The organism is Bacteroidia bacterium, assembly GCA_020852255.1.
GTDB lineage: Bacteria > Bacteroidota > Bacteroidia > JADZBD01 > JADZBD01 > JADZBD01.
The window spans coordinates 129177-144482 of record JADZBD010000004.1 but is presented as its reverse complement, the minus strand read 5'-3'; the positions used below and the strand labels follow the sequence as shown (position 1 = coordinate 144482).

The 15306-nt window shown below is 48.3% G+C and carries 13 protein-coding genes; 4 read left to right on the top strand and 9 right to left on the bottom strand.

Annotated elements, in window-relative coordinates:
• Positions 1-4 precede the first annotated feature (4 nt).
• The 6 genes from IT233_04145 to IT233_04120 all read right to left on the bottom strand — a co-directional run bounded on the left by IT233_04145 (position 5) and on the right by IT233_04120 (position 6835).
• Positions 5-3304, bottom strand: a complete 3300-nt coding sequence (locus IT233_04145; protein MCC7301815.1) for a PKD domain-containing protein — start codon at positions 3302-3304, stop codon at positions 5-7.
• 143 nt (positions 3305-3447) lie between these two features.
• Positions 3448-3699, bottom strand: coding sequence for a helix-turn-helix transcriptional regulator (locus IT233_04140; GenBank protein MCC7301814.1), 252 nt, complete (start codon positions 3697-3699; stop codon positions 3448-3450).
• A gap of 76 nt (positions 3700-3775) precedes the next feature.
• The gene (locus IT233_04135) at positions 3776-4735 is read right to left on the bottom strand and encodes an LD-carboxypeptidase (GenBank protein MCC7301813.1); all 960 of its coding nucleotides are present in this window, start codon (positions 4733-4735) and stop codon (positions 3776-3778) included.
• 44 nt (positions 4736-4779) lie between these two features.
• Positions 4780-5211: a hypothetical protein gene (locus IT233_04130; protein MCC7301812.1), complete on the bottom strand. Its 432-nt coding sequence runs from the start codon at positions 5209-5211 to the stop codon at positions 4780-4782.
• A gap of 44 nt (positions 5212-5255) precedes the next feature.
• Complete coding sequence (locus IT233_04125; GenBank protein MCC7301811.1) at positions 5256-5819, bottom strand: hypothetical protein; 564 nt, start codon at positions 5817-5819, stop codon at positions 5256-5258.
• Between the two features lie 2 nt (positions 5820-5821).
• Positions 5822-6835, bottom strand: a complete 1014-nt coding sequence (locus IT233_04120; GenBank protein MCC7301810.1) for an OmpA family protein — start codon at positions 6833-6835, stop codon at positions 5822-5824.
• A gap of 117 nt (positions 6836-6952) precedes the next feature.
• Between IT233_04120 and IT233_04115 the strand changes: the two genes are divergently transcribed.
• The 4 genes from IT233_04115 to IT233_04100 all read left to right on the top strand — a co-directional run bounded on the left by IT233_04115 (position 6953) and on the right by IT233_04100 (position 11300).
• On the top strand, positions 6953-7675 hold the full coding sequence (locus tag IT233_04115) for a hypothetical protein (protein MCC7301809.1): 723 nt from the start codon (positions 6953-6955) through the stop codon (positions 7673-7675).
• 61 nt (positions 7676-7736) lie between these two features.
• Positions 7737-9119, top strand: a complete 1383-nt coding sequence (asnS, locus tag IT233_04110) for an asparagine--tRNA ligase (GenBank protein ID MCC7301808.1) — start codon at positions 7737-7739, stop codon at positions 9117-9119.
• A 127-nt stretch (positions 9120-9246) separates the two neighbouring features.
• A complete protein-coding gene (gene rpoN / locus IT233_04105) occupies positions 9247-10698 on the top strand; it encodes an RNA polymerase factor sigma-54 (GenBank protein MCC7301807.1) in 1452 nt (483 codons plus the stop codon).
• A 5-nt stretch (positions 10699-10703) separates the two neighbouring features.
• Positions 10704-11300 (top strand): hypothetical protein, encoded by a 597-nt coding sequence (locus IT233_04100; GenBank protein MCC7301806.1) that lies wholly within the window; start codon positions 10704-10706, stop codon positions 11298-11300.
• Between the two features lie 140 nt (positions 11301-11440).
• Here IT233_04100 and hemB read toward each other — a convergent pair whose 3' ends face one another.
• The 3 genes from hemB to hemA are packed head-to-tail and all read right to left on the bottom strand — an operon-like array spanning position 11441 to position 15224.
• Positions 11441-12406 carry a porphobilinogen synthase gene (gene hemB, locus IT233_04095; GenBank protein MCC7301805.1) on the bottom strand — a complete coding sequence of 322 codons (966 nt, stop codon included), beginning with the start codon at positions 12404-12406 and terminating at the stop codon, positions 11441-11443.
• Between the two features lies 1 nt (position 12407).
• The gene (gene hemC / locus IT233_04090; protein MCC7301804.1) at positions 12408-13985 is read right to left on the bottom strand and encodes a hydroxymethylbilane synthase; all 1578 of its coding nucleotides are present in this window, start codon (positions 13983-13985) and stop codon (positions 12408-12410) included.
• 3 nt (positions 13986-13988) lie between these two features.
• Positions 13989-15224, bottom strand: coding sequence for a glutamyl-tRNA reductase (hemA, locus tag IT233_04085; GenBank protein MCC7301803.1), 1236 nt, complete (start codon positions 15222-15224; stop codon positions 13989-13991).
• Between the last annotated feature and the right edge of the window lie 82 nt (positions 15225-15306).

Below are 15306 nucleotides of genomic sequence, written 5' to 3'. Positions count from 1 at the left end.
TCTGTTAACGGATCAGTGAAACGTGGCCAACAAACTGATGACGGTAATTCTTCTGATCAACACATTCTATCTTCCAGACATATACGTCCTCCTGAGCAATTTTTGAGCCGCCGTTCGCTTTGCCGTCCCAACCCTTGCCCCACTGATTGGTCTCCCATATGAGGTTTCCCCAACGGTCGAAAATCCACATATGGAAATCGCGCGAATCCACTCCTATGCCTTCCGGAAGGAAAAGTTCGTTGTTGGCATCGCCATTCGGCGTGAATGCAGACGGAACGTAAATGGCTACCTCCGGATCCACTTCCACACAATACGTGATCTGACTGCGGCATCCTTCGTTGTTCTCTACCTCCAGTGTAATGCAATAACTTCCTGTGTCTGCATAAGCATGACATGGATTCTGCTGAGTGGTGTCGTTTCCGTCACCGAAATTCCAAAGCCAGGAAGTAGCGCCGGTTGACATGTCGGTAAAACAGAAGTTAGGCTCCAGCATGGTCACCTGTGATGAACTCATACTGAACTGTGCCGAAGGTACCGGAAATACGGTGATGTAATTAGTGAGCGTTTGAGTGTTGATGCACCCATTGCCATCTGTCACTGTCAGAGTTACGTTGTAGGTTCCGGCTGCGTTGAAACAATATTGTTCGCTGCAGTTGGCGGATGTAGCCATATTGTTGCCAAAAATCCAGCTGCATGTGGCTGCGTTGGGAGTGTTATTAGTGAAGTTTACGCACAGCGGAGCGCAACCCTGCAATGTGTCACCTGCAAATGCAACCTGCGGTAAGGCAAATACGTTAACGGTAACGGTGCTGGTAACGGAAGGACTTCCGCAATTATCAGTGATAATAACAGTATACGTTGTGGTAGTTGTTGGGTTTACTGTTACCGGAGAACCATTCAGGTTTCCGGGCATCCAGTTAAAATTATAAGGACCCCCGTCGCCACCGGAACCATTTGCTGTAAGGGAAGCAGGTGAACCCGGACAAACAGGTCCGGCCGGATTCGCGCTTACACTCAATGGCGGACGAACGTTTACTGTAACAGTTGTAGTTCCTGTACACCCGCTCGCATCCGTTACGGTTACGGTATAAACGCCGGTAGTGGTAGGACAAGCCTGAATGCTCTGACCGGTTTGGTTTCCAGGCATCCAGAGATACGTATAAGGGGCATTTCCTGTGGTTATATTGGCAGTAAGTGTGGCACACTGCGAAATACAAATGGCTTGCGGTGCGGCCACAGTAGGTTGTAGACCCGTAGGTGCCGACAATGTAGTTACGGCAGTGGTGCTGCATCCGTTTGCGTCGGTAATGGTAACAGTATATGTTCCTGTAGACAATCCGGTAGCCGTGGCGGTGGTCTGCACCGGGTTGGTGTTCCAGGAATAGGTATACGGTCCTGTTCCTCCGCTTGGCGCAGCCGTTACGGTTCCGTTGGCTGAATTCACACAGGTTTCGGGTGTGTTGGATGCAAGCGCGGTGAGCAGTGGTGGCTGGGAAATGGTGATGATAGCAGTATCCGAACATCCGTTGGCATCGGTTACCGTTACTGTATAATTTCCGGGCGTGAGCCCTGTTGCTGTTTGTGTGGTTTGCACCGGATTTGTACTCCAGGAATAGGTGTACGGACCAGCCAATGCTGTGGCAGTACCGGTACCGCCGTTACACAGCGGATTTGTGGAAGTTGCCGTTGCTGCAGGTGCCGGATTAACGGTGATGGTTGCCGTAGTACTCATAGTAGCACCGGTACCATCGGTTACAATTACTGTGTAGGTGGTGGTGGTGGCAGGACAAACGTTATGCGGACCCGGGCCAACGCCAATGTTCGGTGTCCAGGCGTACGTATAAGGAGGAGTGCCTCCCGAAGCGTTCGCCGTGAGTGTGGTGCAGGAATTCTGACAGATGGAAGCCCCCTGTACGGTTACGGTTGGGCCGCAGGAAATGGCAGTTACAGCAATGGTATCCGTGTCGGACCAGCAGGTGTATTGTGTAACCAGAGTTACAATATAATTCCCCGGGCCGGAGAATACGTGGGTTGGAGTGGTGGAGGTGGATGTATTATTAGGACCTGAGCCGGGATCGCCGAAATTCCATGATTGTGTTGGAACCTGCGGATTGCATCCGGATTGAGTGTAGGTATAGGAAAAGTTTCCGGTTAAACAGTTCATGGTGGCGGAGATCACCGGAGGAATGCGGAAATAATCTGCCACAAAATTGGGTAGTCCGAGTGTGGACATGTTCAGAAGCGCCTGACCATTGTCAATGTAGGCGCAGCCCACCCCGAGTGTATTCGGATTCTGTATCACGCCTAATTGTTGTACCTGATATCGCGCGTTGTATATTTTTCCGTCCGGTCCGAGCTGCAATGGTCCTATCCACCCTGAGGCGGAATTACCTATGGTTAGCCGGCTGGCAACAATGGCAGCGGAAGAACCGGCGCAGAGATTATACTGATAAATGGTTCCCGGCTGCGATGAAGTGGTGTAAAGCAGGCGGTTGTCCGGGGAAAATTCGCAGCCATAAGCATACGAGTGGTTTCCAAGATTTACAAGATTGGAGATCGCACCTGTTGCGTTGTTGAAATCATATAATTCGCACCATCCCGGCTGAGATCCGGTAAAAGAATAACGAATGGCCATGGCCAGTTTGGACCCGTCTGGAGACACTTTCAGGTAACCAATAGTGGAGGTGTTGGATCCGGAGTGAACCGGTCCTATTGCACTGACAACTGCAACAGGGTTAACCCCGGCAGCAGTAACCAGGTAAGCACGGAATTCATTGGTTCCCCAGTGATGGGAAATAACCCACACATCTACATTGTTGCAGTGACGTACAGCACAAATACGTTCGGTGGTGGGGGTATAAAGCAGAATGTTTTTGTTGGCAGTTACATCACCAAAGCCTGCAGAAAGATTCATATCCACTTCGCTCCAGCGAAGCCCGTTTGCTCCGGCTTGTGCGTCGGCGGTAAAAACAAAATAAAGATTGGGGGATCCGGGTCGCTGCACAATTACACCCGACTGGGAAGAGGAAGAACTACCCATCAGCCCATTCCCATTGGGCATAACCGCGTGATTACGGTTCCAGACCCGCATACCATCCGTGTAGAAAAGCAATTGACCTCCCGGTGTGGAAATAGCGGCAACACCTTCAATGGTATTGATCTGCCCGCCTGCAACCGGCGTGGGATTCGGGTTAAAATTCAAACCGGCATTGGCGCCAAAATACCACCAACTGGCTTGTCCCTGGGAAAAGCTCAGGCCGGAAATGAAAACCAGTGCAATAAGCAGAAGAACATTCTTTTTCATGGGGCTTAGGTACTTTATTTCGGCTGCCCGGATTCCAAACGGTGGACAACCTGTTGATAAGACAACCTAAACCGATAAAAAGTGGCATTGTAATTCTAATGCGGACGCATTTTAAGTATCAGAAATACAGTAAGTTACGAGATTTATTTTTCCGATCTGTAGTCGGCAGCCTCTTCAGCGGCCATGTACCGGGATTCGTTCACTTTTAAAAGATTGTAGGTGGGAATCTCCAGAATATTGGAGATGGCGATCACCCTGGCATTTTTCAAACCAATGCGGCCCCGTTCCATTTTGCTGTAGGCATTTTGGGAAACACCAAGCCGCATGGCCATATATTCCTGGGAATAGCCCTTGAGCTGACGTACGATGCGGATTTTTCTTCCAATGTGTGTCATGAGTTTTGTTTATTCCACGAAAAAAACGGAATGATTTTGATTGGTAAACCGACAATCTGAGCTGGAAAACGGAGGGTTAGAAGGGTGTGGTGCTCAGCAGGAAATTTCCTGTTTCGGTACTCAGAGATGCCTTACAGCCGATAGGGAGGGTTAGTTTATCAACAGTATGCCCGAAGGGCAATCCGGAAACCACCGGAATGCTAAGGCCTGAAAAATGCATTTGAAAGACTTCTTCTGTTGTATAGGCTTTATCCGGTTCTTCTGCCAGGCATTTTGTGCACTTCCCAAAAACAATTCCATTCACCCTGGCGAAAATACCGGCCTGGTCGAGATGTGTTAGCATGCGATCAATCCGGTAGGGCTCCTCGGTGGTTTCTTCCAGCAGAAGAATGGCTCCGGAAAGATCCGGCATCCAGGGTGTTCCCAGCATGGAGCACAGAACGGACAGATTTCCTCCCCACAGGACGCCCTCTGCAGTGCCATTTTTCAGGATACGGGTGTCGCCGTTAAAACTGACAATCTGTTCTTTTCTTTCCAGCACGCAGCGCCGAAATGAAGCAACCGAAAAGGTATTCCAGGCAGAGTTTCCCACCGGTCCGTGAAAGGTGACCATACCGCATTTTTCCGTAATTGCGTTCAGTAAAAATGTGATATCACTGAACCCGATCAACACCTTTGGGTTCTTCCGTATCACCTCCAGATCGAGTAAAGGAAGCAGCCGGGCTGACCCCCATCCTCCCTTGGCACAGAAAATTCCACGGACGCCGGGGTTGGCAAAAGCATCCATGAGATCTTTGGACCTTTCTGCATCGTTTCCGGCAAAATATCCGGTACGGAGTGCGGTAGTTTTCCCTGTAACCACACGAAATGAAAGCCCTTCCAAAATGGCCTTGAATTCACTCACTGCTGCGGGATCAAAAACAGCACCTGCCGGAGAAACTATGGCAACGGTATCACCCGTTTTTAATTCAGGAAACACATTTTTTTTCTTCTCCTCCAAAGAGGGAAAAGAAAGAGCCGGAAGCACGCTGAGCATCCCGGCCTTTTTCAGAAAATCTCTTCGGTTGCTGTGGTCCAAGATCAGAAACAGCCAAACAGGATATCCGCTAAGATAAGCCATCCCACCGCATGCCACACCGGTATGATCACATCTACATGGTCATGCGGGTGACGTCTCCGGTTCGTTTTTTTCCCCTTGCCGTCGGAGTAAACATCATCCCCGTCGCCTTTTGAATTTTCATTCTTCTTCACATAATCATCATCTTTTTTTTCCTGCTTCCCGGCGAACTCATCTTTTGTACCATTCTCATAGTGAATAGCATGTATATCCGTTTTACTGATCACATAAACGGGTCCGGTGAGGTTATCCTGTTTCCGGTATTTTACTTCTGAAATGCCTACTTCTTCCACTTTTCCGTAAAGCACTTCGCCGCTGTGCAAAACAATTTTGTCCTGGGAAAAGGAAAAAAGAAATAAAAAACTGACAAAGCAGAGGGAAAAGAAATGTTTCATGCGTACGGGTTTATTACGGTAAACATCAAATAATATGCCGACCCTTACTTTCGGTGTTTTTTTGACTCCTTGAGTATCAGATCATTCATCTGCTTTGCCGCCGCTTTCCCTCCGGAGCCATAGTAGAAAGTCAGGAAATTGACAAAATTCTGGTATTCGATCGGGCTGCTTTGTTCCCCGATATACTTAGCGTAGAGCTTCCAGGTATCGTTCTTTTTTTGCATTTGGTTGAACAGCCAGTGCAGGGTATAATCAGGATGACTGAGGATCATGCGGCGGCAGAACTCTCCCATCATTGGATTCAGCTGATCTTCCTGCTTTTTCACGATGGTGTTGAAGACCATAAAATTCAGGGGCAGTCCGTCTTCCGTAGGCATGGTAATATCCAGCAGCATTCGCCGCGTAACACTGTCGTTTGCAGGTATAAATTTACCTTCCAGATAAAGCAAAGCGAATTTATTCACACGGGGTGAATTTTTCAGGGCAGCGCGGGAAGTGTCGTGCAACTCCTCCCAGTATTTTACCGGAGGAGGATCCTTTTTCTTTCCTTGAGCAACCGCTGCCGGTAAACCGACAGAGCATAAAAAAAAGAAAAACAAATAACGCATGATTAGTTGTTCTCGAGAACCTTGAAAAGATCGTCCAGCTTTGGGGTGAGAATAATTTCCGTGCGGCGGTTTTTCTTCCGGGCGTCCGCTGATTTGGAAGAATCCACAGGGAAATGTTCTCCCCGGCCGGCAGCTGTAATCCGTTTCGGATCCATATTGGAATTGTTCAGCAGGATCTTGGTTACTGAAGTTGCCCGCATTACGGACAGGTCCCAGTTGTCCTTAATATCCCCGGTTCCCTTCATCGGCTGGTCATCCGTATGGCCTTCCACCATCACATTGATATCTGAGTTCTGATCCAGTACCTTGGCAAGCTTCTTCAGGGCATCCACACCCTTTGGTTGTACAGTGGTGGAACCGGTGGCAAAGAGAAGCGTTTCATCCATGGAAACATAAATCTTTCCGTTCTTCTGGGTCACCGTTAGCCCGTTTCCTTCAAATCCTACCAAAGCATCTGAAACCTTTTTCTTAAGATCCTTGATAGCATCATCTTTCTTTTTCAGCAGATCTTCCAGTTCTTTGATACGCTGTTCACGGTCTGCGAGCTGCTTGGAAAGGTCATCCAGATTTTTCTTTTTGATTTCCAGTTCCATCTGGAGTTTCTTCAGTTCATCTTCCTTTTTCAGCAATTCTTCCTGTGTCATCTGCAATTGTCCCACCAGGTTTTTATTCTCATTGGAAGCATTGGCCGTGAGTTTTGCCAGCTGTGCCAGCAATTGCTCATTTACCTGGTTGAGCTTATCATACTTGTTCGTGAGGTTACGGTAATTGGTACCGATGATAGAGGTGTCCTTTTCCAGGCCGTACTTCTGCTTTTCCAGCTCTAATTGCTTGGCCTTTAGCTCATTAATGGTGGTTTGAGCTGTTTTGGTAAAATCTTTGCAGTTGGTCAGGGAATCGCGGGATGCCTTGTACTTCGCGTCCAGCTCCTCGTATTTGCGGGCAGGAACGCAGGAGAAAAGCACTACAAATGCAGAAAGAACAAGGGCAAGGACCGGGAGCGAAAGTTTTTTCATGAAGATGGATTTATCCTGTACAAACTTATACTTTTTCCCCAGTGAGATGTCAATAAAAACTGCAACATTATCAACGGATATACGTTTATAGAAGAGAAATTAGAGCAAACAAAGGTTATGCCTAAACTCAGCAAAGACTGGATTACGGAGAAGTGCATTGACTTCGAGTATAAAAAATATGTGCTGCTTGCCTATTTGCAGGAAGTGGAGAAGCACTTTGAAATGACCCAGCTGTATCCTTCCCTGTCGGAACTGGTGGATCACTACCTGCATACCAAGGCGCTGGCAGAAGGCAGGGAGCAGATCTTCCGCCAGTTTCCGAAAGAAGCCTCAGGTATTGATGCCGAAACAATGCAGTTGAAGTACCGGCAGGTGATTAACGATGATGCCCTGATGCAGGAAATTACCGCTATCGTTGAGTTTTCCCTTCCTAAATTCAAGGACTATCTCAGAGAAGGGAAGAAGATTTATGATTTCATTGAGGGACATATTCAATTTTCGGAAGTGGGATTGCTTCCGTTGCAGACCGAGCAGGGATATTTTTTCCTCAAGGGCGGAGACGGAACCGAAACCAACGTGTTCGAATACATGCTTACTTTCTATGAGAATTCCGAAGACCGCTTCAGGGCTATCCGCACACGGTACCTGCGCACCTACCCCTCCGGCTTTACCTGCACGTTTCAGAATATAAAATCGGATCTTTTACGCGAGCATCCCGTATTGCCAAACCCGGCAACCTATGCCCTGGAGTCCGACATCCCGATTCCGGTTCAGGAAACTTTTCTGCCGGTGGCGAAGCGGATGCTGGTAAAACGGCTAAGTCCGCCTAAAGCAGCCTGATTCCTTCCCTGTTCCCGATTTATTTCGTTTTTTTGTGCTTCCTTTCAGAGGGGGGTATGCTATGAAACAACTGAGAATTGCAGAATTGTTACGTTCCGGTGAAGTGGACCAGACGGTGATGGTGAGCGGGTGGGTCCGAACCGCACGTGATAGTAAGAATGTTGCATTCGTTCATATCAACGATGGTTCCTGCCAGTCCTCCGTTCAGGCCGTGGTAGACTACAACCGCATTCCAAAGGAAAGCCTTTCAGAAGTGCTCACAGGTGCCTGTGTAACCGTTACCGGAAAGCTAACCCGTTCACAGGGTTCGGGACAGACCCTTGAAATTCAGACCGAAAAAATAGAGGTGCTGGGAACCGTTCCGGAGAATTTTCCTTTACAGAAGAAGGGACATACCCTGGAATTTCTTCGCGAGATCGCGCACCTGCGACCACGTACGAATACTTTTGGCGCAGTGCTTCGCATCCGGCACCACCTGGCGTTTGCAATTCATAAGTTCTTTGATGAACGCGGATTTTTCTATCTCCACGCACCCATTATCACCGGTTCCGATGCCGAAGGGGCGGGGGAGATGTTCCGGGTTACCACGCTTGACATGGAGAAGCTTCCGAAGAATAAAGACGGAAGCACTGACTACTCTAAGGATTTTTTTGGTAAAAGCACCAACCTCACGGTGTCCGGACAACTCGAAGGGGAATTGGCGGCACTGGCACTCGGATTGGTTTATACTTTTGGACCCACTTTCCGAGCGGAAAATTCAAATACACCGCGGCATCTCGCTGAATTCTGGATGATAGAACCCGAGATGGCGTTTTATGATATTACAGACAACATGAATCTTGCGGAGGATCTGCTGAAGTATGTGATCCGTTATGCGCTGGAGAAATGTAAAGAGGATCTGGAGTTTCTCAATAAAATGTATGATAAGGAGTTGCTGGCTCGGCTGATGCATGTGGCAAAGAGCGATTTTCAGCGTCTATCCTATACTGAAGGTATTGAGGTGCTGAAATCCTGCGGTAAGAGTTTTGAGTACAAACCCGAATGGGGCGCCGATTTGCAGAAGGAACATGAAACATATCTTGTGGAACACTTTGGGAAACCGGTGATCATTACTGATTATCCCAAAACGATCAAGGCATTCTACATGAAACAGAATGAAGACGGGAAAACCGTACGGGCAATGGACATCCTTTTCCCTTTTGTGGGAGAGATGGTGGGCGGCTCGCAGCGCGAAGAGAATTATGAAAAGCTCAAGACGCGCATTACGGAAATGAAAATTCACGAGGAAAGTCTCTGGTGGTACCTCGAAACCCGGAAATTCGGTACGTGTGTACACAGCGGATTCGGTTTGGGCTTCGAACGCCTCGTTTTATTTGTCACCGGCCTCCAAAACGTGCGCGATATTATCCCCTTCCCAAGAACTCCGGGAAACGCTGAGTTTTAACTGTCATCCTGAGCGACGAGCAGTGCAGAGTAGTCTTAATATTCTGACAATCAGAGAACTATACCTACTCTACATCAAAAATCGAACCAAAAATCGCCGTATCTTCGTATAAGAAGAAATTTACGGCATGTTACGCCAGACTTTACAGCAAAAACTCCTACAGAAGCTGAGTCCACAACAGATTCAGCTCATGAAACTGTTGCAGCTTCCTACCATCGCACTTGAACAGCGTATTAAGGAAGAGATGGAGATCAATCCGGCTCTGGAAGATTCGGTAGAAGGAGAGGAGGAGGAGAAGGAAGACGAGGAGGAGTTTGATGAAAAAGGAGAAAATAGCGAGGACGAACCGGCAGATGATTATACACTTTCTGATTACATGGACGAAGATGAAGGCGGAGAGTATAAGCTGAAAGCCAATAACACTTCCCCGGATGATGAGCACCGGGAGGTTCCCTACGCTTCTTCCTATAGTTTTCATGACCTGCTGGAAAGTCAACTCGGACTACGCGTGCTTTCCGATCACCAGTACCAGGTGGCGAAATACCTGATCGGAAACATTGATGAAGACGGGTATATGCGCCGCGACCTCGGCTCGGTGGTAGATGATATCGCCTTCACACAAAATATTCAGACAACCCGGGAGGAACTGGAGGAATTGTTGCTGGTGATCCAGGAATTTGATCCCCCCGGAGTAGGCGCCCGTTCCTTACAGGAATGCCTGCTTCTGCAATTGGCGCGCAAACCGAAAACGGTGGCAATCGAAACAGCCCGTCATATCCTGCAGGAGAAAATGGAGGAATTCTCCCGCAAACATTACGAAAAAATCGCGAAACATTTTGAGATCGAAGATGAACACCTGCGTCCAGCAATACAGGAGCTTCTAAAACTCAATCCCAAACCCGGCGGCTCTATGGCTGATTCTTCCAAGAGCATGCAGGAAGTAGTGCCGGATTTTTCCATTCTGAACCAGGACGGGAAATTGGAACTGAATCTGAATTCGCGCAATATGCCCGACCTGCGGGTAGCCCGTGTATATTCTCAGATGCTGGAAGAATACTCTCAGCGAAAAGATAAAATGGGCAAAGAAGCGGCGGCATTCGTAAAGCAGAAAATTGAATCTGCACGCGCCTTCATCGATACGCTTAATCAAAGACAAAACACCCTGTATGTAACCATGAAGGCCATCATGGATTATCAGAAAGAGTACTTCCTTACCGGCGATGAAACCACGCTTAAACCCATGATCCTGAAAGATATTTCGGAAAAAGTGGGATTGGATATTTCTACCGTATCCCGTGTGTCGAATTCCAAGTATGTGCAAACGCAGTTCGGAACCTTTCTGCTTAAATCTTTTTTCTCGGAATCTCTTTCTACCGACAGCGGGGAGGAGGTTTCATCACGCGAGGTCAAAAAGATTCTTCAGGATAGTATCAATGCTGAAAACAAAAAGAAACCCATCACGGATGATGCGCTGGCAAAAATCCTGAAAGACAAAGGCTATAATATTGCACGCCGGACCGTGGCGAAATACAGAGAGCAATTGGGTATTCCCGTGGCCCGGCTGCGCAAACAGATCTGAGCAAAGTGGCGAATTGGATCTCCCGGGCAATCTCTTTTATTCTTCATCCGCTGCTCATGCCAACGTATGGGGCTTTCTTTCTGCTCCGTCACGATCTGTTTATCTCCGAAGAATTGCGGGGTATGATCTTGTTTTATGTTTTCTTTTTTTCGTTTCTCCTGCCGGTTCTGAACATCCTTTTTCTCTGGTATCGGAAGGCTATTTCTTCTCTTTATTTACATGACCGGAAGGAACGTGTGCTTCCCTATGTGGCAACGCTCGTGGTCTACTTGGTTTCATGGTATATGATCCGTGCTCAGCTTCCTGCACCCAGCCTGAGCGCGGCGATGCTCGGGGCAAGCATGGCAGTGGCCGTTACGCTTATGGCTAATTTCTTTTACAAGGTCAGTGCTCACATGGTGGGAATCGGAGGGCTTACCGGAGCAATCTTTTTTCTTTCCATTTCTCAGGGATATGCCACCATTCCGGAAATGGCCGGACTGTTCATTGCGGCCGGAGTATTGGCCGGTGCCCGACTGCACCAGGAAGCGCATAGCCCGTTCGAGATATGGACAGGATATCTGCTGGGATGGGCTCCGCAGGTGGTCTTCTTGTTTCTGTGAGCAGAGCAAAAGACTTCTGCACTTCTTTACTTCTGTTGGTTTGTTGTTGCCCTGTTTCCACTTTCTTTTTCACCGGAAATGAAGTGACAATAACAGAACAATAGAACAACAGAACGGAAGCGCAGAAGTGAATTTCTGTGTCAAATCCAATCCCTCTCAAACATTTCCCGCGTATGATAACTGATAATAATATCTGCCCCGGCGCGTGCAAACGCGTGCATATTCTCCATCACCAATGGTTTTTCATCAATCAGCATTTTCTTTGCCGCCAGCTTCACCATGGAATACTCTCCTGAAACGTTATAGCAGGCCAGCGGAAGCAATGTCTGTTCTTTCACAGAGCGGATCACATCCAGGTACGCCAGTGCCGGTTTCACCATCAGGATGTCGGCACCCTCGTTTTCGTCCAGCAAGGCTTCTTTGATTGCTTCCTTTACGTTGCGGGAATCCATCTGGTACGATTTGCGGTCACCCTCCTGCGGAGCCGAATCCGCTGCGTCGCGGAACGGTCCGTAATACGACGAAGCGAATTTTACCGCATAACTCATGATTCCTGTATTCTCAAATCCTTTTTCATCCAGCATGGTCCGGATCGCACCGATGCGGCCATCCATCATATCGGACGGCGCTACCATGTCAGCTCCCGCTTCAGCGTGTGCCAGCGCCATGCGTGTAAGTATTTTCACACTTTTATCATTTTGAACGTGACCATGTTCCAGCACTCCGCAATGTCCATGGGTGGTATACGCGCAAACGCATACATCCGTGATCACAAAGAGCGCATTACCAAATTCTTTTTTCAGCGCTTTAACGGCTTGTACCACAAGGGTATTTTTATCCGCAGCAGAAGATCCGTCCTTGCTCTTTTTTTCTCCCACCCCGAAAAGCAACAACTTATTTACACCATATTTTAATCCTTTTTCTGTGTCTCTGAGTAACGTATCTACGGAGAAGTGATGGATCCCGGGCATTGATGCAATGGGATCTTTTTTTCCTTTTCCTGTTACTACAAAGCAGGGATAGATAAACTGATCTTTCGAGAGACGTGTTTCGGCCACCATTTCGCGGAGCACGTTCGTTTTTCTGAGTCGGCGGGGTCGGATCATGTTATGAAATTTTAAATACAGCTTGTAGCAAGCCAAGATCGGTAAAAACCGCAGGTGTACCGTGTACGCGGCCTCCGGATTTCTTTATTGCGTGTGCGGTGGCGTCGCCCATGGCGATGATCTTTGATTCCGAAGGAAAGTGCCGGCTGCTGAGAAATGATTCCACATTGCTGGGACTGGTAAATACCATCACTTCCGCTTCCGGGTTCATTCCCTTGTCCATGGCCACTGTTTCATAAACGATTACATCTACGGCATTTTCTTTCCGGGTGAGCTGAAGCTGCACGGTACGCATGCTGCCTTTAGCCTGGGGAAACAACACCCGGCGGTTACCGGCCAGAGCGGCAAATTGTTTTCCGATCAGCCGGGTATCGGTCCCCTGCCCTATGAAGTTTGCGGAATAACCATAGCGCCTTACTTCATCGGCTGTACTTTTCCCAATCACACCGAATTTAACAGCGGCGGGAAGTTCTGGTTTTCGTGTAAAAAAGAATTTAACAGCATGTTTGCTGGAAAAAAAGATCCAGTCTACATCCGGAAGGGCGAAGAATGGAAGCGATCGAAATTCAATCAGCGGCTGAGCCGTAACCCGGTAGCCGTGCCCTTCAAGTACCTCACAGAACAGATCCTGCTTTTTGCGATTACGGCTGATAAATACTGAAGCGGGTTTCAGATTGCGGAAATTATCCAGCATACGCTCCGCCAGTCCGGACGGGGTATTGCTTCTGTAATAAAGATAAGCTGGTTTTTTATCCCAGGCCTGGGCATGCGCAGCCCAAACGCTGAAGACATCTTTACCATCATCATCCTCTTCTTTTTCGCAAAAAACTCCCAGCGGTAAGTGGCAGCCTCCATCAAACAGGTTCAGCAGCTTTCTTTCAACAGATATGCATCGTTCTGTTTCGGGGTGATTCAGCCTGGCCAGGATGGCCCTTGTGCCCTCATCCGCTTCCCTGCACTGCAGCGCCAGCACACCCTGAGAGGGGGCAGGAACAAATTCTTTGGGAGCGAGCTTAATAATATGTAAATCGCCGGTGTCGGATTCAAGCCGGTTGATTCCGGCCGCAGCTATAAGAATAGCATCGTACATTCCTTCCGATACTTTCCGGATCCGGGTGGGAACATTTCCTCTCAGATCTTCCACGGAACAATCGGGCCGGAGTGCGAGCCATTGCGACTTCCTGCGTGCAGAACTCGTGCCTACCTTCGCACCCTTTTTAAGCGAGAAGGGCATGCTCCCGTCTACCGCTCCCGGATGGATCAGAAGCAGTTCGGATGGATCTTCCCTCCCGGAAACCGCAGCAGTGACCAAGCCGGCCGGAGAAACCGTGGGAAGATCTTTATGGGAGTGAACTGCCAGATCAATTTCTTTCTTCAGAAGCGCATCTTCCAGCTCTTTTGTGAAAAACCCTTTTCCTTCCATCTTATCAAAGCCGATGTCCTGAATGTTATCTCCACGGGTTTTTATCACTTGTACTTCTGCGTTCACACCTAATGCTGCGAGCTGTTCACGAACGTGATTCGCTTGCCACAGGGCGAGGTCGGAACCCCTGGAACCGATGATCAGCGGAGCAGGCATGAATTATTTTTGGGAAGATTCTTCAAGGAGGATCTCCTTTGCCATCTTCATGGGAACACTGATGTACTTTTTCTCGAGGTAATCAATGACTTTAGAGAGAACCTTTTTGGATGCATCATCCATGGCAGAAAGATCACGGGCAAAAACTTCATTGAGTGCTACTTCACGTATCTCCCTCACCTTTCTTGGAACTTCCTGCATAGCGAGCTCCACCTGTCTTGCCCGGAAGCCAATACGGAATTCCTGCAGATTTTCTTCGAGTATGACCTCACAGCTTCCCATTTCCTTTTCCCGTTCTCGCAGATTCTTTTCGGCCACATCGCGCAATGAACTTACCGATATTACGTGAACATCGTAGAGCGCGTGAATTTCCTTATGAAGATCGCCGGGTACGGCAAGGTCTACTACTATTTTTCGTTTCGTATCTCCGGCAAGCAAATTTCCGTACACTTCCGGTGTAATCAGAGGTTCGGAGGAACCGGTGCAGGTAACAATCACATCAAAACCATCGGTGTATTCCGGAAGCTCTGTCAACGGGTGGCATACCGCATTGAGTTCAGCGGCCAGCGTCACGGCACGATCCAGCGAACGGTTGAAAACCACAAAATTTGTGTAACCGTGTTTACGCAGAAACTTTGCGAACGTGGTGATCGTTACCCCGGCTCCTATAAGAATGAAACGGGCGTTGAGCTTTACATTCAGATCACGGAGTTTCCGGTAAGCCAGAGAAACAACAGAAACAGGATGCCGTGAAATATTTGTGGAAGAATAAACTTCCTTCCCAGTTTCTATGGTTTTCTTAATAACAAGTCGCAGCAGATCTCCCGTCACCCCACATTCATGGCAACGCTCATATGCATTGCGTACCTGGGTAATGATCTCCCTTTCTCCAACAATGAGTGAATCCAGCGACGAGGCTACTCTGAATAAGTGAAGCACCGCGTCTTCACCGGAGTAAATCAGGGCACGGTCAACTGCCAGTTGAAGTCCGGACAATGCCATGTCAGGGTAAACAGCCTGAAAAAAACGTTCTAAAAACGGCCGGTCGATGAGTACCTGTGAGGAGAGCAGAAATTCCACACGGTTACACGTAGAAAGTAACATGGCTTCCTCCACACCGGGTAAATGAATCAGCGCGGAAAGCCGTGTTGCAAGGTGCTCATCAGAAATGTGAAAAGCACCGAGGTCTTCAACCGGGAGATTCTTGTGAGATAAGGATATGATTCTGAACTGTTCCAACGACCTGTAAATCTCCCCCAAAAGTGCTGAATCCCACCTGTTTAATTGTCATGGAACTGTCAACCGAACCTGATTAAAAACA